The organism is Chitinophaga alhagiae, assembly GCF_003568665.1.
Classification (GTDB): Bacteria; Bacteroidota; Bacteroidia; order Chitinophagales; family Chitinophagaceae; genus Chitinophaga; species Chitinophaga alhagiae.
The window spans coordinates 751,727-772,898 of sequence record NZ_QXMH01000002.1; the positions used below are offsets into that span (position 1 = coordinate 751,727).

The window sequence follows — 21,172 nt, forward strand, 5'->3', positions numbered from 1 at the left end:
CCACACCCCGTCCGTATCATGTCCGCATCAAGTCCACGTACCGTTCGCTGACCGTTCGCTGATCCTCCTGTTACACCTCGCTTTTCCTCCAACCCCGAAACGTCAACCCTAGTACTCATCACCATCCCCGCCTGTTTTCCGGTAGAGGGCCCCCTGCAGGCAAGGGTTTGCGCCGTCCCGAGAGGATTTGCCCGTAAAATCTTCCAGAATTATTATTTTGTTTACAAAATACTACTATATTTGTAAACATAATCATGAATTGCCGGCCAGAACGCTTTGATAGCGGGGCAGCCCGGCTTTACGCTGCCACAATTTGGCAACATTCTCTTGCATCATATGGAAAATGCGCTTGTGCCGGCTGCCGGAAATAGCAGCTCACCCGTTAAGGAACTGTTGGCCGCCATGTGGCTGTGCTGCCTGTTGCTGGGTACCGCGGGCGCCATTGCCCAGCCGGGGCCTGTAACCGTACGCCTCAACGGCGCCACGGCCGATGCGGCTATCCACACCGCCATTCAGCTGGCCAAAAAGAACGGCAGCCGCGAAATATACCTCCCGGCCGGCCATTACCTGGTCTCGAAACCGGTACGCCTGCCGTCTGATTTTACGCTGAGGGCCAGCCAGGAAGCGTATATAGAACTGGAGAAAGGCTGCAACCAGTACCTGCTGCAAAATGAAGACCTCGTGAACGGCAACCGCAACATCACGGTTACCGGCGGCAAGTGGAACGGCAACGGCTGGTCACAGACCCGCACCATCCGCAACCGGGTGGACAATTCGGCGTTCTGCTTCGGCATGTTCTTCTACAAGGTACAGCGGCTGGAGGTGGCCTCCCTGCAAATAGACAGTACCCGCAGCTGGGGCATTGCCTATATGGAATGCGATACGGTGCATATTCATGATATCCACTTCCAGCAAAACCCTTTCCGCGATGCGCGGCATACCAGCGCATTGAACCAGAACGGGGACGGGGTGACCGGCGGCGGCAACCACGTGCTGATCGAAAATATTTCCGGTTTCACGAACGATGACCTGGTGGCCTTTGCTTCTGGCGGCGCCTGTTTCCAGGGAAAAATGGCGCCTTTCCCGGCGTATGATTATACCGGCGTAACGGTGCGGAACATCTACCCGCAAAATATCTACGATTCCATACCCGCGCTGAAAGCCGTGGCTTTTTACACGTTTGAGCATACCGCGGTGTCCAACATTACCATAGAGAACGTACACGGCAATACCGCCGCCGCATCGGTGCTGTTTTACAGCCTGTTCAACAAGGTGGGGCATTTCAGGAACGTAAGGGTGTCCGGCATATCGGGGGCCAACGTGTATTCCCGCTCTACAGACCCCGGCCAGCCGCGGGTGTACGGCATCATCAGCGTAAAAAATTCGGTGATGGACAGCGTGTTGTTCGAAAACATCAGCCGGGTGGAAACACAATATCCCAACCCGCAGTTTTTGTTTGACAGCACAACGGAGATAGACCGCCTGACCATCCGCCACGTAAACATCCGGCACAGCGGCCTTCCCGGCAACCTGCTGCTGCACGCGCCGCAGGCCGTTATCCGGAACAGTAGTATCACCGCAATCAAAATATCACCTTTATGAACGTATGGCCCAAATCGTCGGCGCAGTTAAAGACGAACGAACAGTGGATCCCCGGCGGCGTTGTATCGCTGAACCGGAAATCAGACCCCAACATATGCTTTGAAAAAGGGCGCGGCAGCCGCGTGTGGGACCTGGAAGGCAATGAGTACATAGACTACCAGGCCGGTTTTGCCGCTACCTTCCTCGGGCATAACGACCCTGATGTGAACGCCGCTGTAAAGGCCACGCTGAACGCGGATACCCTCCTCATGAGCGCAGGGCCTACCAACCTGGAAGGCGAGTTTGCCAAAGTGTTTTGCGAGGCAGTGCCCAATGCGGACAGCATGCAGATCACCACTACCGGTTCCGAGGCCACCTATCACGCCATCCGCATTGCCCGCGCCGTTACCGGGCGTGACCATATCATTGTCATGCAGGGCGGCTACAATGGCTGGCATAACGATGTGGCCTGCAACGTGATCAGCCGCCTCAGCGATGTTGGCGAGCGGGTGAGCCCCGGGGAGTACCCGTACGACGGGCTTTCCGCCGGCATACCCGCACAACACCAGGCCCTGGTACACATCGTGAACTATAACGACCTGGCCTCCGTGCAGTACGTGATGAAACGCTACCCCGTTGCCTGCATCCTGCTGGAGCCCATCCTGCAAAACATCGGCATCGTAAAACCCCTGCCCGGTTACCTGGAAGGCCTGCGCGGGCTGTGTGACGCCAACGGTTCCCTGCTGATCTTTGACGAGGTGAAAACCGGCTTCCGCCATGCGCTGGGCGGCTACCAGCAGCTTTGCGGCGTTGTGCCGGATTTAAGTACATTTGGCAAGGCGGTGGCCAATGGTTTTCCCATGGGCGTGATTGCGGGCAGGAAGCAGTACATGGACTATTTTATTCATCCTGATAAAGAAAAAAGGGTGCTGATAGCCGGCACCTTCAACGCCCACCCGCTTACCACGGCGGCCGCCATAGCCACGGTGCGCAAGCTGGCCTCCGCGGAGCACAACGTATACGGCTATGTGGACAAGCTGGGCCGGCAACTGGAAGAAGGGCTGCATGGCATCTTTTCGAAAAAAGGCCGACCCTTCCATATTGCCCGCCAGGGCTCCGCGTTCTGTGTGTATTTTATGGCGCATGCGCCGGTAGACTTTCATGACGTACTGGCACATCATGATTTCGGATTTGATAAATTATACCGCCTGAAACTGATCGAGCAGGGCATATTCAATTTCCCGCTGCCTGTGAAGCAAGGGAGCATTTCATTTGCACATACTGAACAGGACATTGCAGAAACACTGGAAAAAACGCAAACCATCGTAGCCGCTTTATGAAAATTACAGCCATAGAAACCCAGGTTTGCCATGCCCGCATGCGCAACTGGATCTTTATCAAGATAGTGACAGACCAGCCGGGCCTGTGGGGCTGGGGAGAAGCCACGCTGGAATGGCATACCCGCGCCGTTACCGGGGCGGTGGAAGACATTTCGCAATTGCTCATTGGCGAAGACCCGCGCCGCATAGAGCACCTCTGGCAAATGATGTACCGCCAGCATTTCTGGCACGGCAACGGCATTGTGCGCGGCACGGCCATCAGCGGTATTGACATTGCGCTGTGGGACATCCTCGGCAAAATTCACGGCGTACCCTGCCATGAGCTGTGGGGCGGCCGCGTGCGGGATCACATCCGGCTGTATTGCCACCTGGGCGGCGGTAAAATGGAAGACTTTTACCAAACGCGGCCGGATGATGCCAACCGTTTTGGCGAGCTGGCGCAACAGGCGGTGGCAGACGGTTTTACGGCGTTCAAATCTATGGCCGTACCGGAAACCATGCCGCTGGAAGGGCTGCGCCCCATCCGTTACGCGGAGGCCTGTGTGCGCGCCATGCGCGATGCGGTGGGAGAAGAAATTGATATAATGGTAGACTGCCATGCCCGCCCCAGCCCGTTAATGGGCCTGCAATTTGCCAAAGCCCTGGAACCGTTCGGCCTCTACTTTTTTGAAGAGCCCTGCTGGCCGGAAACCATAGAAGATATTGCCATTATACAGCGCGCCGTTAAAACGCCTATTGCCAGCGGAGAACGCCTCACCGGCGTGCATGCCTTCCGCGATATGCTGGAGAAGCGCGCGGTGAGCGTGATACAACCTGATATTACCCACTGCGGCGGCCTCAGCGAAGTACGGCGCATTGCCGCCCTGGCGGAAGCATACCGCGTGGCCGTAGCGCCGCATAACCCGCAGGGGCCCGTGAGCACGGCGGCTTCCATAGAATTTGGTTTTGCCACGCCCTCGTACGCTATCTGTGAAAGCGTGCACAACGACGTGCCCTGGCGGGAAGAAGTAGTGAGCGAAGGGTTTACGGTGGAGAAAAAGGGGCGCATTGTAAAACCCAATGCCCGCCCGGGTTTAGGGATAGAGATCAATGAAGCGGCGGTAAAGAAACATCCGTTCCAACAGGAAGTATTGCAACGTACTTTTTATAAAGACGGCAGTGTGGGGGATTGGTGAGCATGGCATGATGCCGCGGTTTGAAGTAAAACGAATTGTATGAAGTTCAAAGGAAAAACGCTGCTCATCAGCGGCGGGCTGGGAGATATTGGCCGCGCCGCGGTAGCCGCCTTTTTGCAGGAGGGCGCGGCCGTGGCGGTGGGTGACGTGTTGCCGCCCGCGGCGGCAAACCTGCCTGCCGGTGTTCATTATACCCGGGTAGACGTGGCCGATGCGGCCGCGGTAACAGCCTGGGTGGCCGCGGCGGAAGCGGCCCTTGGCCCGGTTGATATGGTGATTGCCAATGCGGCCACGGTAACGGTGGCCGGTCTCTATACCATTACGCCGGAGCAATGGGCCAATGAATTGCGGGTGAACCTGGACGGCGCTTTTTATCTCGCCCGCGCCGCTACCGCCCGCATGCTGGAACGGAAACAAACCGGCAGCGTGGTGTTTGTAGGCAGCTGGGCGGCAGAAAAAGTGCATGCGCAGATACCGGCCTACGCCGTATCCAAAGCGGGCATGCGCATGCTGTGCAAAACCATGGCGCTGGAGCTGGCGCCGCATGGCATTATGGTGAACGAACTGGCGCCGGGTTATGTAGACGCCGGCGTAAGCCGCAAGGTATGGGAGCAGGCTCCCGCGCTGCGGGAAGAGGCCCGGCAGAAAACGCCCGTGCGCGCGCTGATCACGCCGGAAGAAATTGCGCAGCAGCTGGTATGGCTCTGCAGCCCGCAAAACAAACACATGACCGGCAGTACCTTGTTGATGGACGGCGGTTTGTCCCTTTAAAATCTGACTATGCGTTCTCCTTCCTTTTCCGGGTTAGCAGGCATTGCCCGTAAAGATATTACACCGCCTGTGGGCATATTTGCCCGCAACTGGGGCGCCGCCACGCATGAAACGGCGGAAGGCGTTCACCTGCCGCTTACCCTTACCTGCATCACTTTTCAGACAGACGCCGCCGCCGCGCCGCTGGTGCTGATATCCGCGGACCTGGGCTGGTGGAAGAGCGCGGAAGATGAACGGCAGCTGCGGCAAGGGATATTGCAGGCCACCGGCCTGGACGCGGCGCGGCTGATGTGCTGCCTCACGCATACGCACGCCGGCCCCAGCACCTTCAGCGAGGATGCGCACAAACCCGGCGGCCACCTCATTCAGCCTTACCTGCGGCAGGTGCGGGAGAGCGCCATTGCCGCGGTGCGCGAAGCGCTCGCCGGCGCCGCGCCCGCTACGCTTACCTGGCAATACGGGCAATGCGACCTGGCGGTGAACCGGGACCTGCCGCATGAAGACCGCTACGTGGTAGCCTTCAACCCCAATACACCGGCAGACCAGACCTTGCTGGTAGGCCGCATCACCGGCCGGTACGGCATCCTGGGCACCATTGTGAATTACGCCTGCCATCCCACCACCCTGGCGTGGAACAACAAACTGCTGTCCCCGGACTATGTTGGCGCCATGCGCGAAGTGGTGGAAGCCGCAACCAGCGCACCCTGCCTGTTTCTGCAAGGCGCTTCGGGAGATCTTTCGCCGCGTGAACAATACAGCGGAGACACCGCGCTGGCAGACGCTCACGGCAGGCAGCTGGCTTTTTCCGTACTGTCTGTACTGGAAGGCATGCTGCCCGCCGGGCAGGAGCTGGCCTTTACCGGCATCGTAGCATCCGGCGCGCCGCTGGGCATCTGGGAAAAAAAGCCCTTTGCCGCCGCTACCACCTTGCAGGCGGAGATGGCCCTGGTCAGCCTGCCGCTGAAAGACCTGCCCCCGCTGGAAGAAATAGAGCGGGCCTGGGCCGCCTGTGAAGATCATGTGCTGAAAGAAAGGCTCTGGCGGCAGCGGGGCATCCGCAAAACGGTGGGAGACGGAGCGGAGGCCGCCATGCCGCTCTGGGTGTGGCGCCTGGGCAACAGCCTGCTGCTGGGCCAGCCCAATGAAACGTATTCCATCTTCCAGCAAACCCTCCGGGAAAGCTGCGCGCCTTTTGCCGTGGCCGTGATGAACATTGTGAACGGCTACGCCGGTTACCTGCCGCCCGCCGAATCGTATAATCATCACAGTTATGCTGTGTGGCAAACGCCGTTTAAACAGGGCGCCCTGGAAATACTGACCGGGACCGCACAAGCTATTTCGCAACGATTGATGACTACCGCATGAACCTGGACCTTACCGCACTGGACGCAGCTATCTTCGGCATTTACATATTGGGTGTAATAGCCCTCGGCATTTATGCCTCCCGCAAAGGCCAGCAAACCAAGCGGGACTATTTTCTGGCGGGAGACAAGCTGCCCTGGTGGATGATAGGCGGCAGCATTATTGCGGCCAACATCAGCAGCCACCACCTGGTGGGGGCCATGGGCGTAGCGTACAGCCGCGGGTTTGTGGCCATTGCCATGGAGTGGGGCGCTATTCTCATGGGCTTCAACGCCCTGCTCTGGATCTTCCTTCCCTTTTACATCCGCAACGGGTTCTACACCGTGCCGGAGTTCCTGGAAAAAAGGTACGGCACCGCGGCCAGAACTACCTACGCCACGCTCATACTGCTCACCTACATACTGGTGGAAATAAGCGCCGTGCTCTACCTGGGCGCACTTTCGCTGCACTCGCTGCTGGGCATTTCCGTGATGACGAGCGTGGTGATACTGGCCGTGCTCACCGGTGTATACACCATTGCCGGCGGGCTGCGCGCCGTGATCTGGACGGAAATGCTGCAGCTGGTGGTGCTGGTGATGGGCGGCATAGCGCTCACCATAGCCACCGTTACCGCCGCCGGCGGCATTGGCGCCGTGCTGGAAACCTCCAAAGACTGGGACCTCATACTCCCCGCCAACGATCCGGATTTTCCCTGGACCATGTACCTTGGCGGCGTACTGTGCATCAGTGTTTTTTACTGCGCCACCAACCAGTTCATTGTACAACGGGTGCTGGCCGCCAAAAACGAATGGCATGCGCGCATGGGCGTGGTGTTCGGGGATTACCTCAAGTTCCTGGTGCCCATTATCATTACCGTACCCGCGCTGGTAGCGCCCAAACTTTTTCCTGACCTGGAAAAGCCAGACCTGCTGTTTCCCACGCTGGTGGAAAAGCTGCTGCCTTCAGGGCTGGTGGGGCTGGTGATGGCGGGGCTGATAGCGGCGGTAATGTCTCACCTTTCCGGCGCCATCAACTCCTGCACTACCATTCTCACGGTAGATATTTACCTGCCTTATTTCAGGAAAAAAGCCACGGAAGCGCAGGCGGTACGTTTTGGCAGAATAGCCGGGGCCGTCATTATCGTGATCGGTATCTTGTGTACAGGCCTTTTTCTCACGCATTCCAACAAACCGATCTTTTTGTACCTCATGAACGCTTACGGGCTGTTTACGCCCGGTATTGCGGCCATGTTCCTGCTGGGCATCTTATGGAAGCGCACTACGCATGCCGGCGCGCTGGCGGCGGGCATACTCACCATTCCGCTGTCTGTTGCCATGGAAATATTGTTCCCCGCCATGCCGTTCTTTAACAGAACAGGCATTGTGTTCTGGGCCTGCATGATCGTATGCGTGCTGGTAAGCCTGGCCACCAAACCCAGGCCGGCCGCGGAGCTGGAAGGGTTGATCTGGAACAGGGGCAGCCTGTCCCTGCCGGAAGATCAGCGCCAATACCAGCGCGGCATCCGCAACCCCGCTGTTTGGTGGGCCATCATTACGGCCGTGGTGCTCTTCTTCTACATCCGTTATGCATAAGGTGGCGCATTGCCGGTACGCCGGTTTTGACAGAAAACGCTTCCAGTATAAACAAACAGCGCGAAGGAAAATTCCTCCGCGCTGTTTGTTTTAAACCATTGTTGTTATGCTATTTTATTTTCTTTCTGAACCGTTCTACATCTTCAAAAGATATTTCATACACCTGGTTGCCCCAGCTATTCCTGATATAGTTGGTGATGGAGGTCACGTCCGCATCACTGAGAAAGCTGAACGCGGGCATTTGTTCACCTGATTTCAGCGTGCCGCTTTTGCCTTTCAGGATAACGGCCACCAGCGCCTGCGGTTTGCCGTTCACGATCTTGTTCCCGTCAAGCGCGGGGAAGGAGCCTTCCACGCCTTTGCCGTCTGCCTTGTGGCAGGCTTCGCAGTAGCTTTTATAAAGCGCCTGCCCTTTGGAAAGGCTTACGGTCAGCGTATCAGGGCCTAATGGTTTCACCGGGTCGGCGGTTCTGGCAATAGGGGAGAGGCGCAGGATGCGGTCATCTTCCGCAATGGGGAAACCTTTGCCGGGGTTCCAGTCCCGGTTGCTGGTAGCCATGTACACATCCCCGGCGGGCGATACGCAGATGGCGCGCAGGCGGCCGTATATACCGGTCAGGTAGGTAGTTTCCCCGATAATGGAATCTTGCGCGGCGTTCAGCTGCAGCACGCGCAGGCTGGCTGTTTTGAGCGTGCCCAGCAACAGCGTGTTCTGCCATTCCGGTATAGCGGCGGCATGATAATATGTAATGCCGGCGGGCGCAATAGTGGGCGTCCAGGCTTTGGCGGGATGAATGAAAGGGAAAGTGTCCGCGTAGCGCTTTTCATCATCGCGGTCTGCGTACCCTTCAATACCCGGCCAGCCATAGAAGCCCCCTTTCCGGATGTAGTTCACTTCATCGTCCATGGCATCGCCGTGTTCGGAAGCAAACAGATGCCCCTTGTCCGTATACGCAAGGCCCTGTATGTTGCGGTGCCCGCGAGACCATAAGGGGTTGCCGGGGTATGGATTGTCTGCCGGAATGGAACCGTCAATATTGAGCCGCAGCACCTTGCCGTTGGGAGATGCCGTGTCTGGCGCATTGGCGCCGCGCGTGGCGTCGCCGGTAGACCAGATCACTTTCCCGTCTGGCGAAATGGCCACCCTGGAGCCGTTGTGGCCCGTGGCGCCCGGTACTTCCAGCATCACCAGCGGGTCTTTCAGCGTATCTGCCGTGTAGGTGTAACGCACCAGCCTGGATATTACAGAAGAATCCGGCCTGCGCGTTGTATAATCAACGAACACAAAAGGCGCTGTTGGGTGAATGGCCATGCCCAGGATGCCAAGGGTGCGTTTGAGGTATACTTCAGGTTCCAGCAGCAGCAGCTTCTTTTTGCCCGTAACCGGGTCTATTTTGCTGATAGTACCGCGCTGTTCCGTGAACCAGATCTGGTTGTCCGGCCCCCAGCATATTTCCCAGGGTACATGCAGCCCGGTGGCAACAGTGGTGATGCCCAGCGAGCTTGATTTCAGCATCAGCGTAGCCTCTACCGGCAGCTGGCGGCCCTTCGGCCGTAAAAAATAAAAAATGGCGGCTATGGCCACGCATAATACGAGGAGTAGCGGTACAGCGATTCGTTTCATTTTTTCCAGATGTTGGCTGTTTTCGTGGATGCATCCCGTATAACCTGCAGCGATACTGATTTGGCGGATACAGTTACATGTTTTCCGGGTACGTTACCGAAGATATACATATTCTGCTGGAAATATAGATATTTGAGCTATAAATTTTTTAAACGATGGACGGGAAATTATGGTATGAAGCCGGCTGTCAGCTGGGAGAAAGTCCTTTGTGGCATGCCGGGAGGAACAGTTTTTTCTGGGTGGATATTGAAGGGAAGGCCCTGTACGAAAGGGATATGCGCGGCCAGGTACACCAATACGCATTTGAACAAAGAGTATCTGCGGTAGTGCCGGGCAGGGGAGCGGAAGTGATACTCGGCCTGCAGGGCGGCGTAGCGCGGTACCATCTTGCAACGCGCGCGCTGGAGTGGATCACCACGTTCAACATGGCATGGGATACCATCCGTTGTAACGACGGGCGGGCAGACCACCAGGGCCGCCTCTGGATAGGCACCATGCCCATGCAGGGCCACCAGGGCGCCGGCAGCCTGTATTGCGTGGAAGCGGGCGGGCAATGCAGCGTACAGGAAACGGGACTGGCCATTTCCAACGGCATGGCCTGGACGGCAGACAACCGTTTTTTTTATTTTACAGACAGCGCCACGCGCGAAGTATGGCGTTATACCTGTCACAACGGCCGCATCAGCCAGCGGCAAACGGTGATTACGATTCCGCCGCACCTCGGCCTGCCTGACGGTATGGCCATTGACGCTGCCGGCATGTTGTGGATTGCCCTGTACGGCGGCGCCGGCGTTGGCCGCTGGGACCCGCACACCGGAAAAATGACGGACTTCATTGCACTGCCCGTACCCAACGTTACGGCCTGCGCCTTTGGCGGTGAAGCGCTTGACCAGCTGGTGATCACCACGGCCGCGGGAGACGGCGGCGGCCACCTGTACACGGCCGTTCCCGGCGTGAAGGGCGTGTTGCCGCACGTTTGTTTGCTGTAATAAGTCAGGTTCCCATCGCTTTTTTCGATAAATTTGGTATTCAACAATTGATATGATATGGCAGGAACATTCTCAAAAATCAAGGGCGCAATACAGTTGCTGAAAACAATAGATTTTGACAAACTCGGCAAACTGTCTGAAAAAGTAGATCTCCAGAAAGTGATGGACGGCTTTTCCAAACTGGATGACAACCAGCTGAAAGGCCTGATGAAAATGCTGAACAGCGGCGGCGGAAAAAAGAAAGAGCTGCCGCAGATCAATGGGGACTTCTACGAGCTGCACCTGCGCCTGAGTGAAGAAGAGCGTGCCATACAATTGAAAGTGCGCGAGTTTATGGAGCGCGAAGTGCAGCCCATTGTGAACCACTACTGGCTGCGCGATGAATTTCCCTTTGAGCTGGTACCCAAATTTGCGGAACTGGGCCTTTGCGGCGTAACGTATAAAGGCTATGGCTGCCCCGGCCTGCCGTTTCTCATGGAAGGCATTATTGCCATGGAAATAGCGCGGGTAGACAGTTCCATTGCTACTTTCTTTGGTGTGCAGAGCGGCCTGGCCATGGGCTCCATTTATATGTGCGGCTCTGAAGCGCAAAAGGAAGAATGGCTGCCGCAAATGCATACGTTCAGCAAGATCGGGGCCTTTGGGCTCACAGAGCCGGAGGTAGGTTCCGGCGCGGCCGGCGGCCTCACTACCACGGCCAAACGAACAGCAGGCGGCTGGGTGCTCAACGGCCAGAAAAAATGGATCGGCAACGCACCCTTTGCGGACGTTACCATCATATGGGCCAGAGACCTGGACGATGGGGAAGTGAAAGGTTTCCTGGTGCGGAAAGACACGCCGGGCTTTGAAGTGGAAAAAATAAAAGGCAAGATGGCGCTGCGGATCGTACAGAACGGCCTCATTACCATGAAAGATTGCGTGGTGCCGGAAAGTGACCGCCTTGAACATGCCAACTCATTTAAAGACACCGCCAGGGTGCTGCAGATGACCCGCGCCGGCGTGGCATGGATGGCCGTAGGCTGCGCCCGTGGCGCGTATGAGAACGCGCTGGACTATACCCGCAAACGCAAGCAGTTCGGCAAGCCCATTGCGGCCTTTCAATTGATACAGAACCACCTGGTGGAAATGTTGTCTAACCTCACCGCCATGCAGTCTATGGTATACCGGCTTTCCGAGCTGCAAGACCAGGGTTTGCTGAAAGACGAGCACGCCTCCCTGGCCAAAGTGTTCTGCAGCCTGCGCACGCGTGACATTGTGAGCAAATCGCGCGAAGTGATGGGCGGCAACGGCATTTTGCTGGACCACAATGTGGCGCGTTTTGTAGCCGATGCGGAAGCCATCTATTCTTACGAAGGCACCAAGGAGATCAATTCCCTCATTGTAGGCAGGGCCATTACAGGCTTCAGCGCATTTGTGTAAGATGCTAAAAAGTTATTCCGGAAAGGCCGCCACGCGCGGCCTTTTTCAATTGTACAGGTAAAAGGAAATGACCTGCCCCTTCGCTTTTGTTTTCCGCGGGGAAACTTTACATTTACAGTATATTCATTCACCACATCAGTATCCACGCATGAAAGCTCCACGTTTCATTTTCATTGCATACCTCTTATTATGTTCCGTTGCCGCGTTCCCGCAACACCAGTTGCCGGGCTGGGCTTTGGGCGGCTTTGTCAGGCCCGCGGGCCTCAACCCGGTGTTGCTGCCGGACAGTACCAGCTATTTCTATTGCCCCATGCAGCAGGCCAATGTGGCATGGGAGTCTAATGATACGTTCAACCCCGCCGCCGCGGTCAAAAATAATAAAGTGGTGGTGCTGTACCGCGCGGAAGACAAGTCAGGCATTGGCATTGGCAAGCGCACTTCCCGCATAGGGTATGCGGAAAGCACGGACGGCCTGCATTTTACCCGGAACAAAAAGCCGGTGCTCTACCCCGGCAATGACAGCCAGCGGGCCTATGAATACCCCGGCGGTTGTGAAGACCCCCGGGTGGCCGTTACCCCGGATGGCACCTATGTGATGTTCTACACCCAGTGGAACCGGGATGTAGCGCGCATTGGCGTGGCCACTTCCAAAGACCTGGTGCGCTGGCAAAAGCATGGCCCCGTGTTCGCAAAGGCCTACGGCGGAAAATTCCTCAACAAGTGGAGCAAGTCCGCTTCCATTGTTACCAAAATAGAGAACGGCCGGCAGGTGATCACCAAGGTGAACGGCCGGTATTTTATGTATTGGGGAGAAGAAAGCGTGTTCGGGGCCGTATCTGACGACCTTCGGAACTGGCAGCCAGTACTGAATGATACCGGCGGCCTGAAACCTTTCATCACGCCCCGCCGCGGTTTTTTTGACAGTGACCTCACAGAGTGCGGCCCGCCCGCAGTGATGACAGACAAAGGCATCCTGCTGCTGTACAACGGCAAAAACAAACCCGGAGAGGGAGGAGACCGCCGCTTCAACGGCAATGCCTACTGCGCCGGCCAGGTGTTGTTTGACCGGCAAGACCCCACCAGGCCCATTGCCCGGCTGGATGAGCCTTTCCTGCGGCCCATGGAACCGTTCGAGAAAAGCGGGCAGTACAGAGATGGCACGGTATTCATAGAAGGCCTGGTATACTTCAAAAAGAAGTGGTTCCTGTATTACGGCTGCGCAGACTCCCGGGTAGCCGTAGCAGTATATGATCCTGCCGCAAGAACAGCGGCAGACCCTATTCCGCCGCCGCAGGAGCGGAAAGAGAAAGAGCCGTTCAATTATGATGAATCCAGGGCAGGCCGCTACCGGTTGCCGGACGTATTGCAACCCGCCAGCGGCAGCAGGGTGAGCAGCCGCGCGGCATGGGAGAACGGCCGGCGGCAGGAAGTGCTGCAGCTTTTCCGGGAACATGTGTACGGCGCCTTTCCCGGCGCCCCGGCCGGCATGCATTACAGCACGCTGTCTGTAGACCCGGCCGCGCTGGGCGGCCGCGCCATTGCCCGGCAGATCAGGATATTTTTCGGCGCCGGCAACCAGGCGCCGTTTATGGATATGCTGCTCTACGTTCCCCGCAGCGCCACCGGGCCGGTACCTGTTTTTATAGGCCTGAACTTCAAAGCCAACCATAGCGTGAACGCAGATACGGCCATTGCCATGACCCGCAGCTGGATGTCAAAGCCCTCCGCCCGCGGGGAGCAGGCCAGCCGATGGGAAGCTGAAAAAATAATAGACAAGGGTTATGCGCTGGCTACCGCTTATTATGGAGACCTGGAGCCAGACCATGCGGACGGCTGGAAAACCGGCATCCGCACCACCCTGCAGGAAAGCCTGCGCACGCCGGCCGCCAGTTGGGGCGCCATAGGGGCATGGGCCTGGGGGCTTTGCAGAATGGCGGATTGCCTGCAGGCAGACCCGGCTATCAAACGCAACGGCATCATTGTGACCGGCCACTCCCGCCTGGGCAAGGCCGCGCTCTGGGCCGCCGCTAATGACCAGCGTTTTGCCATGGTCGTTTCCAACAACTCCGGGGAGGGCGGCGCAGCCCTGAGCCGCCGCTGGTTCGGAGAAACCATTGAAAGGATCAACACCTCGTTCCCCCACTGGTTCATTGCCAGGTATAAAACCTACAACGGCCGCCCTGACGCCATGCCCACAGACCAGCATATGCTGCTGGCGCTGGCGGCGCCCCGCCCGCTGTATGTGGCCAGCGCTACGGAAGACCCTTGGGCTGACCCGAAGGGGGAATTTCTGTCCGCCCAATATGCCAGCGCCGTATACGGCCTCTATGGCTTCAAAGGCCTCAAATCAGTGTCCATGCCCGGGCCAGACAGCCCCGTAGGGGAAATTGTTCATTACCACCTCCGCACCGGCAAGCATGACATTACCTGGTACGACTGGCAACAGTACGTCCGGCTGGCAGACCAGTATGTGAAATAATCTTTACCGCCTTTTTGCGATGCACATCTTTACTCCTGAAAATAATATTACAGGAGTAAGGATGCGCATGCCTTTTTGTAAACCGCCCGCGCAACACCACCTGCCGCGGCAGGCACCTTCATCTTTTCATGTGACCGGCTAAATCGATTTTTAACCGGATAACCGTTTTGCCTTCAATATTTAACCTGCGCCCTGCAACCTTTTTTTTAACCGGCCGTCTTTATTGAATAGGGGCGAACAAAAGGAATAACCTAGCTTTAATATGCCGGCGGTCTATTGCCCCAAAAGCCGGTATACATTCAAGCCTTGCTATATGAATAAACTTGTCTTATTGAGTGTATTGTTGTTTGCGGCATCCCTCAAATTGTTAGCCCAGGAAGCGCAAACAGGCAGGATAGCCATCAGGATAACAGATGCGTCCGGCAAGCCCCTCCCATATGCCAGCGTGGCCGTACGCGCCACGGCAGATTCAGCTTTGGTAAAAGGCCAGATGAGTGATGAGGAAGGCAAATGCCTGTTTGAAAAAATGAAGACGGGTCAATATTATATAGAGGCGTCCCAAATGGGGTATACCACGCAGCGCAGTGCCGCATTCCGGTTAACGGATGCCGGTAAGACCGTGAACCTTTCTCCGCTAGCCCTGCCCGCCGCACCCAAAAACCTGAAAGGCGTGGAAGTGACCGCGCAAAAACCGTACGTTGAAAGAGCGGAAGGCAAAACGATCCTGAACGTGGAAAGCAGTGTGACCGCGGCGGGCAACACTGTGCTGGACCTGTTGCGCCGGGCGCCAGGGGTAACGGTAGATAAAGATGATAACCTGATATTGAAGGGCAAGCAGGGTGTTACGGTCATGATAGACGGCAAGCTCACTTACCTCTCCAACGAAGCGCTGGCGGAACTGTTGAAAAGCATGACGGCCGAATCTGTAGCGCAGATCGAGATCATTACCAGCCCCGGCGCCAAGTATGATGCCGCCGGCACGTCCGGTATCATTAACATCAAAACCAAAAAAGGGCAGGTTACCGGCTTTAACGGCAGCATCAATGCCAGCATAGGCGCGGGTAAATACGTGTTCGGGAACGGCGGCGCCAGCCTCAACTGGCGCACCAAAAAGTTCAACTGGTTCGCCAACCTGAACGCGGGCGAATGGAACGGTTTCAATACCCGCCTGCTGATCAGGAAAACAGGCGGCGCCACACCGCTGCAGTTTCAGCAGGATGTGTACCAGACCAGCCGTTTCCTGAACCGGTCCATGAAAACCGGCTTCGATTATTTTATCACGCCCAAACACACCGTAGGCATTATGGTCACCGGTTATACCAATGCCTTCTGGCGCAATGCCCCCAGCGCCACGCAGGTGGCCAACCAGGGCGGCGTTACGGACTCCATCCTGTACACCGGGCTGCAGGGGAACAACCGTTTCCGCAATATTTCCTATAACCTCAACTACAAGTGGAAGATAGATACCAGCGGTTCTGAATTGACCATGGACGCGGACTACGCAAAGTTCTACAACCGTATGAACTCCTTCCTGGCAGACAGTATGGTGAACGCGCACAGCGGCGTCACCATGAAACGCAGCGGCATCCGCACGTTGCCGTACACGAACATTTCCATCAAAAGCATCAAGGCAGACCTGGTACGCGTACTGGACAAAACGTCCAAAATAGAGGCCGGGGCCAAAACCAGTTTTGTCAGCACAGAGAACAACATGCGTTTTGACTCGCTGGAAAACGGGGCGTTTATTCCGGTGGCCTCGCAATACGACCAGTTCGTGTACAAGGAAAATGTACTGGCGGCTTACCTGACCTATAGAAAGCAGATCAGGAATACAGACTTTGTGCTGGGGCTGCGGCTTGAGCAGACCATGTCAGACGGTCACTCCATTTCCCTGAAAAGCCGCATCAAAAGAACGTACCTGGATTATTTCCCGAACGTTTCCATAGACCACAAGTTTTCAGACAACCACAAACTGGGTCTCGCCTTCAGCCGCCGGATCAACCGCCCGGGTTACGGGCAACTGAACCCCTTTATGTTTTTCCTGGACAAGTTCACGTATTTCAGGGGGAACTCTTTCCTCACGCCCGCCTATACGCAGAATACGGAGCTGACGTACATGTTCAAACAGAAGTATATTGCCGTGCTGGGCTACAGCAGAAGTACGGACGTGATCAATGAGTTCCTGATTGTGGATAACGAAACGAAGGTAACCATCAGCACCAATAAGAACATTGGGGAACAGATCATGTACTCCCTCAATCTTACGCTTCCGTTTGACCCGGTAAAGTGGTGGAACTCCAATAACAACGTGTCTTTGTATTACAACCAGTACCGCATCAGGGATTCCGCGCTGGCGTTCAACAACGAGCAGTTTACCAGCAACTTCAACTCCACCAACACCTTCACCCTGCCGAAAGATTACAAGCTGGAGCTGAGCGGCTGGTTCGAGTCTCCCAACGTGTACGGCATTTTCCGCGGCCGGTGGATGTGGGGCGTAAGCGCCGGCGCCCAGAAGCAGATACTGAAAAAGAAAGGTACCATCAAGGTGAACGTGAACGATATATTTGCGTCTAACCGCTTCAGGGGCCAGGCGGAGTACGGGGATGTGTTCCTGTACGTCAACAACCGCTGGCAGAACCGTACTGTGAACGTATCCTTCAGTTACCGTTTTGGCAATAACAAGATAGAAGGGGCCAGGGAGCGCCAAACCGGGTCCGCGGATGAATCGCGCAGGGCGGGGAACTGACGGATACTAAAAAACGGCCGTTTGCGTTTTTAGGGATATGCGTAACCTCCTGTTCCTTATCCCCATGCTATGGGCTGCTATTGCCTGTTCCCAAAAAACCGTATCCGTTTTCGATGGCAGCTTTGAGCATATGAGAACGGATACCAGCCTGCCGGAAGGCTGGAAAACCTGGGGCCATCACTACACCTTCCGCGCAGATACTTCTGAAAAATTTGAAGGACGGTATTCCCTGCTGATGGAGCCTGTTGCCAACAAGCCCTTTGGCGGTTTTTTTAGCCCGGTAGGTACCGTGCCGGTCACTTTTACCGGCAGGGAGGTAACACTGACAGGGTATGTAAAAATGGAAAATGTAACGGGCGGCTACGCCGGGCTGCTGCTGCGCATCGATGATGCTGCGGGCAATTCACTGCAGTTCGATAACATGCACCGCGAAGCCCCGCGGGGTACCGCCGGCTGGACGAAGTACAGCATTACGCTGCCGTTGCCGCCGGATGGCGTTACAATTTATGCCGGCGCTATATACAGCGGTTCCGGCAGGGCGTGGATAGACCAGCTGGAGCTGCTGGCAGACGGAAAAGACGTTGCCCTGGCGCCGCGTGCAAAGATCAATCCCGCGGATGTGGTAACGAAAGGGAATGAGTTCAACAAAGGATCAAAAATTACGCTCACACAACCCCGGCCCGCACAGGTAAAAGACCTGGCGCTGCTCTGCAAGATCTGGGGCTTCGTGAAATACCATCACCCGGCCGTTACGAAAGGGGAAGATAACTGGGATTATGAATTGTTCCGCATCATGCCGGCCGTGCTGGGCAACAAAACAGCAGCGGAACGGAATGCGCATATCAGCAAATGGATAGCCGCCCTGGGTAAGGTAGAGCAGGTGGCGGCAAAGCCTTACCCCGGCTTTGCCAGGTTATTGCCTGACCTGGACTGGATTACAGACAGCGGGGAGCTGGGCGCCGTATTAAGCGGCCAGCTAAACGAAATAAAAAATTCGGCCCGGCCCGTTCAGCAGCACTATGTGAAGCTGAATGGGCTCAAGCCGGTGTTTGTCAATGAAAAGGATTATTGGCAGCAGTCATCCCCCGATGCAGGTTACCGCCTGCTGTCCCTTTTCCGCTACTGGAACATTGTGCAATATTTTTCCCCTTACCGCAAGCATATGGATGAAAGCTGGGATACCGTGCTGCACGCCATGATACCGGTGTTTGCCGCTGCGCAGGGGCAAACCGCTTATCAGGTGGCATTATTGCAGCTGACCGCCAGCATGCAGGATTGCCATGCCATATTGCTGGGCAGGAACGAGGGCGTCAATGAATTTTTGGGTAACAGGTTTGCGCCGTTGGAGATCAGGTTTATGGAAGGAAAAGCGGTGGTGACGGCGGTACACCGGGACTCACTGGCCATCCGGAAAGGAGATATATTGCTCGGTATTAACCGGGAGCCGGTGAAAAAGGCGCTGGAGCGCCTGAAGCCATACGTGGCCGCTTCCAACCCGCATACCTTCCTCCGCAACGCCGCCTCCCTGCTGCTCCGCGGTAACGACTCGCTGCTGCTGCTGGAGTTTGAGCGTAATGGTGTAAAAAAGCAGGCCGCCGTACCGGCGTTGTCTGCGGCGGAGCGGTATGCCTACCGGCAGCCCGTGCAAGACACCGCCTGGAAGTTCCTCTCGCCGGAGATAGGGTACGTTTACCCGGGTACGCTGCGCGCCCAGCAAATACCTGACATGATGAAAGCCTTTCAGCATACCAAAGGCATGGTGATAGACATGCGGTGCTACCCCCGTGACTATATCCCCTATGTACTCGGAGAGTACCTGATGAAGGAGCCCGCAACGTTCGTCAAATTGACGCATGGCAGTACCGGTACGCCGGGCCTGTTCACAATGGTGGCTTCCCCGCCAACCGGCAAGCAGGGCGCGGACTATTACAAAGGGCAAATAGTGGTGCTGATGAACGAAGTAACCCAAAGCCGCGCAGAATACACCATTATGGCCATTCAGCAGGCGCCGAACGTGACAACGCTGGGCAGTCCTACTGCCGGGGCGGATGGAGATGTGGTGGAAGTGATGCTGCCCGGCAATATCAAAACATGGATCACCAGCCTGGGCGTATATTATCCGGACGGCCGTGAAACCCAGCGTACCGGACTTACCCCTGATATTACCATGTACCCGACCATCAAGGGTTTCAGGGAGGGCAGGGATGAGCTGCTCGAAAAAGCGGCAGGCATCATCAATAACGCAAGTTCCATCAAGCAACATTAATGGATCGCAATATCCCGCCACGCCACTCATCACTTGCCCCCAAAAAGTACCGGATATTTTTTTAGCTTTAAGTATGCTGAAACCGTATATCCTTGTATGCCCGCTGCTGCTATGCGCAGCCTTGCTGAAAGCCCAGGTGATGGACTTTGAAAAGTATGATCCCGTATCTACCCTGGTAGTGCCCGGGCACCCGCTGAAAAAAGCGAAATTCCCTTTTATAGACGTACACAACCACCAGCGCGGCCTGGGCAATGGCAACCTGAACGGTGTGCTCAAAGACATGGACGCCCTCAACATGAAAGTGATGGTGAACCTCAGCGGGGGCAACGGGCAGGGCCTGAAGAACATGACGGACAATATTAAGACCCATGCGCCCAAACGTTTCATCGTGTTCGCCAACGTTGATTTTAACGGCATAGGGGAGCCGGGCTGGACGGAAAAGGCCGCGCAGCGGCTGGCGGAAGATGTGAAGAACGGCGCCAACGGCCTGAAGGTGTTCAAAAACCTGGGCCTCAGCGTGAGAGACAATGCCGGCAAACGGGTGCCTATAGATGATCCGCGGCTGGATGCCATCTGGGCCAAATGCGGGGAGCTGAAAATACCCGTGCTCATACACGCGGCAGACCCCCAGCCTTTCTGGGGCCCGGAAGATAATACCAACGAACGCTGGCTGGAGCTGAAAACCCACCCCGGCCGTAAACGCGGAGATGCCAATCCCGTTCCCTGGCAGCAGATCATAGACGAAGAGCACCGCATGTTCAAAAAACATCCCCGCACCATCTTCATCAATGCCCACTTTGGCTGGTATGCCAACAACCTCGGCCACCTCGGCCGGCTGATGGACCAGATGCCGAACATGTACGTGGAGTTCGGGGCCGTTATTGCGGAACTGGGCCGGCAGCCCAAAATGGCGCGGCAGTTCTTTGAGAAGTACCAGGACAGGATACTGTTTGGCAAAGACTCCTGGCAGCCTGACGAGTACGCTACCTACTTCCGCGTGCTGGAAACGGCAGACGAATATTTCCCCTACCATAAAAAATACCATGCCTTCTGGCGCATGTACGGCATGGACCTGCCGGATGATATCCTGAAGAAGGTATATTATAAAAATGCACTGAAAATCATACCCCATATAGATAAAAGCCTCTTCGAGTAGCCCGTTGGGGAAAAAGGGATTTGGATTTCAAAGTAATTTGCTAATTTTAATGTGGTCTACGTTATGTATTGAAATTCCACTATTCCTGTTCTTCCATGGAGTCTGCTAACAATGAAAAAGAGCTGATATGCTGTTCCGCAGAAGGAGATGAAGCCGCGTTCGCCTCCCTGTTCAGGATATACCGCCACAAGCTGTACGGTTTTTTGCTCCGTGCCACCGGCTCGCCTGAAACAGCGGAAGACGTGATCCAGGATGTGTTCCTCAAGCTCTGGAAAGACCGGCAAAACCTTGTTCATATCGAACAGTTTGGCGGGTACGTATACCGCATGGCCCAGAACCGGGTGATCAACTCCCTCAAAAGAATGGCAAAGGAAACGCTCATCCTCGAAGAGCTGCGGAAGGCACAGCCTGTTGCTGCTGCCGATGCGGAAGAGCAATTGTCCAGCAAGGAGGTGCAAAACAACCTGCTTTCCGCCCTCAACACGCTGACGCCCAAGCAAAAGCTGGTATTCACCCTCAGCCGGGAGCAGGGGCTGAAGCACGAGGAAATTGCCGCTTTCCTCAAAATATCCCCTTCTACCGTCAATAACCATATGATAGAGGCCCTGCGCCAGTTGCGCCGGCAAATGAGCGTATCGCCCGAAACCTGCAGCCTGCTGCTGATAGCGCTGCTTTTCCTGCCCTGAAATTTTT

At 56.1% G+C, this 21,172-nt stretch carries 14 protein-coding genes; 13 read left to right on the forward strand and 1 reads right to left on the reverse strand.

Annotated elements, in window-relative coordinates; genetic code table 11:
- Window positions 1–336: 336 nt before the first annotated feature.
- The 6 genes from D3A97_RS14055 to D3A97_RS14080 are packed head-to-tail and all read left to right on the forward strand — an operon-like array spanning window position 337 to window position 7,800.
- Window positions 337–1,602, forward strand: a complete 1,266-nt coding sequence (locus D3A97_RS14055) for a glycosyl hydrolase family 28-related protein (protein ID WP_119079117.1) — start codon at window positions 337–339, stop codon at window positions 1,600–1,602.
- A complete protein-coding gene (locus D3A97_RS14060) occupies window positions 1,599–2,921 on the forward strand; it encodes an aspartate aminotransferase family protein (protein WP_119079118.1) in 1,323 nt (440 codons plus the stop codon). The genes D3A97_RS14055 and D3A97_RS14060 overlap by 4 nt, the downstream gene beginning before the upstream one ends.
- Window positions 2,918–4,096 carry a galactonate dehydratase gene (gene dgoD / locus D3A97_RS14065; RefSeq protein ID WP_119079119.1) on the forward strand — a complete coding sequence of 393 codons (1,179 nt, stop codon included), beginning with the start codon at window positions 2,918–2,920 and terminating at the stop codon, window positions 4,094–4,096. Before D3A97_RS14060 ends, dgoD begins: the two co-directional genes overlap by 4 nt.
- 39 nt (window positions 4,097–4,135) lie before the next feature.
- Window positions 4,136–4,867 carry an SDR family NAD(P)-dependent oxidoreductase gene (locus D3A97_RS14070; protein WP_119079120.1) on the forward strand — a complete coding sequence of 244 codons (732 nt, stop codon included), beginning with the start codon at window positions 4,136–4,138 and terminating at the stop codon, window positions 4,865–4,867.
- Window positions 4,868–4,876: 9 nt separating this feature from the next.
- On the forward strand, window positions 4,877–6,232 hold the full coding sequence (locus tag D3A97_RS14075; protein ID WP_119079121.1) for a hypothetical protein: 1,356 nt from the start codon (window positions 4,877–4,879) through the stop codon (window positions 6,230–6,232).
- The gene (locus tag D3A97_RS14080; RefSeq protein WP_119079122.1) at window positions 6,229–7,800 is read left to right on the forward strand and encodes an SLC5 family protein; all 1,572 of its coding nucleotides are present in this window, start codon (window positions 6,229–6,231) and stop codon (window positions 7,798–7,800) included. Before D3A97_RS14075 ends, D3A97_RS14080 begins: the two co-directional genes overlap by 4 nt.
- Before the next feature lie 109 nt (window positions 7,801–7,909).
- Here the strand turns inward: D3A97_RS14080 and D3A97_RS14085 are convergent, their stop codons facing one another.
- The gene (locus D3A97_RS14085) at window positions 7,910–9,424 is read right to left on the reverse strand and encodes a PQQ-dependent sugar dehydrogenase (RefSeq protein WP_119079123.1); all 1,515 of its coding nucleotides are present in this window, start codon (window positions 9,422–9,424) and stop codon (window positions 7,910–7,912) included.
- Window positions 9,425–9,579: 155 nt separating this feature from the next.
- Here D3A97_RS14085 and D3A97_RS14090 point away from each other — a divergent pair, with 155 nt between their 5' ends.
- The 7 genes from D3A97_RS14090 to D3A97_RS14120 all read left to right on the forward strand — a co-directional run bounded on the left by D3A97_RS14090 (window position 9,580) and on the right by D3A97_RS14120 (window position 21,165).
- On the forward strand, window positions 9,580–10,413 hold the full coding sequence (locus D3A97_RS14090) for an SMP-30/gluconolactonase/LRE family protein (RefSeq protein ID WP_119079124.1): 834 nt from the start codon (window positions 9,580–9,582) through the stop codon (window positions 10,411–10,413).
- A gap of 57 nt (window positions 10,414–10,470) precedes the next feature.
- A complete protein-coding gene (locus tag D3A97_RS14095; RefSeq protein ID WP_119079125.1) occupies window positions 10,471–11,832 on the forward strand; it encodes an acyl-CoA dehydrogenase family protein in 1,362 nt (453 codons plus the stop codon).
- Between the two features lie 148 nt (window positions 11,833–11,980).
- The gene (locus D3A97_RS25040) at window positions 11,981–14,311 is read left to right on the forward strand and encodes a beta-1,2-mannosidase (RefSeq protein WP_198673992.1); all 2,331 of its coding nucleotides are present in this window, start codon (window positions 11,981–11,983) and stop codon (window positions 14,309–14,311) included.
- A gap of 331 nt (window positions 14,312–14,642) precedes the next feature.
- Window positions 14,643–17,057, forward strand: a complete 2,415-nt coding sequence (locus D3A97_RS14105; RefSeq protein WP_198673993.1) for an outer membrane beta-barrel family protein — start codon at window positions 14,643–14,645, stop codon at window positions 17,055–17,057.
- 37 nt (window positions 17,058–17,094) lie between these two features.
- Complete coding sequence (locus D3A97_RS14110) at window positions 17,095–19,323, forward strand: S41 family peptidase (RefSeq protein WP_119079127.1); 2,229 nt, start codon at window positions 17,095–17,097, stop codon at window positions 19,321–19,323.
- A 73-nt stretch (window positions 19,324–19,396) separates the two neighbouring features.
- Entirely contained in the window at window positions 19,397–20,479 is a 1,083-nt protein-coding gene (locus tag D3A97_RS14115; RefSeq protein ID WP_119079128.1) for an amidohydrolase family protein, read from the forward strand.
- 95 nt (window positions 20,480–20,574) lie between these two features.
- The gene (locus D3A97_RS14120; protein ID WP_157986538.1) at window positions 20,575–21,165 is read left to right on the forward strand and encodes an RNA polymerase sigma factor; all 591 of its coding nucleotides are present in this window, start codon (window positions 20,575–20,577) and stop codon (window positions 21,163–21,165) included.
- Window positions 21,166–21,172 lie beyond the last annotated feature (7 nt).

What these genes read in the sequence shown, in the direction of transcription:
- D3A97_RS14055 (WP_119079117.1), top strand. Translation starts at nt 337, where the DNA reads ATGGAAAATGCGCTTGTGCCGGCTGCCGGAAATAGCAGCTCACCCGTT.
- D3A97_RS14060 (WP_119079118.1), top strand. Translation starts at nt 1,599, where the DNA reads ATGAACGTATGGCCCAAATCGTCGGCGCAGTTAAAGACGAACGAACAG.
- dgoD (WP_119079119.1), top strand. Translation starts at nt 2,918, where the DNA reads ATGAAAATTACAGCCATAGAAACCCAGGTTTGCCATGCCCGCATGCGC.
- D3A97_RS14070 (WP_119079120.1), top strand. Translation starts at nt 4,136, where the DNA reads ATGAAGTTCAAAGGAAAAACGCTGCTCATCAGCGGCGGGCTGGGAGAT.
- D3A97_RS14075 (WP_119079121.1), top strand. Translation starts at nt 4,877, where the DNA reads ATGCGTTCTCCTTCCTTTTCCGGGTTAGCAGGCATTGCCCGTAAAGAT.
- D3A97_RS14080 (WP_119079122.1), top strand. Translation starts at nt 6,229, where the DNA reads ATGAACCTGGACCTTACCGCACTGGACGCAGCTATCTTCGGCATTTAC.
- D3A97_RS14085 (WP_119079123.1), bottom strand. Translation starts at nt 9,424, where the DNA reads ATGAAACGAATCGCTGTACCGCTACTCCTCGTATTATGCGTGGCCATA.
- D3A97_RS14090 (WP_119079124.1), top strand. Translation starts at nt 9,580, where the DNA reads ATGGACGGGAAATTATGGTATGAAGCCGGCTGTCAGCTGGGAGAAAGT.
- D3A97_RS14095 (WP_119079125.1), top strand. Translation starts at nt 10,471, where the DNA reads ATGGCAGGAACATTCTCAAAAATCAAGGGCGCAATACAGTTGCTGAAA.
- D3A97_RS25040 (WP_198673992.1), top strand. Translation starts at nt 11,981, where the DNA reads ATGAAAGCTCCACGTTTCATTTTCATTGCATACCTCTTATTATGTTCC.
- D3A97_RS14110 (WP_119079127.1), top strand. Translation starts at nt 17,095, where the DNA reads ATGCGTAACCTCCTGTTCCTTATCCCCATGCTATGGGCTGCTATTGCC.
- D3A97_RS14115 (WP_119079128.1), top strand. Translation starts at nt 19,397, where the DNA reads ATGCTGAAACCGTATATCCTTGTATGCCCGCTGCTGCTATGCGCAGCC.
- D3A97_RS14120 (WP_157986538.1), top strand. Translation starts at nt 20,575, where the DNA reads ATGGAGTCTGCTAACAATGAAAAAGAGCTGATATGCTGTTCCGCAGAA.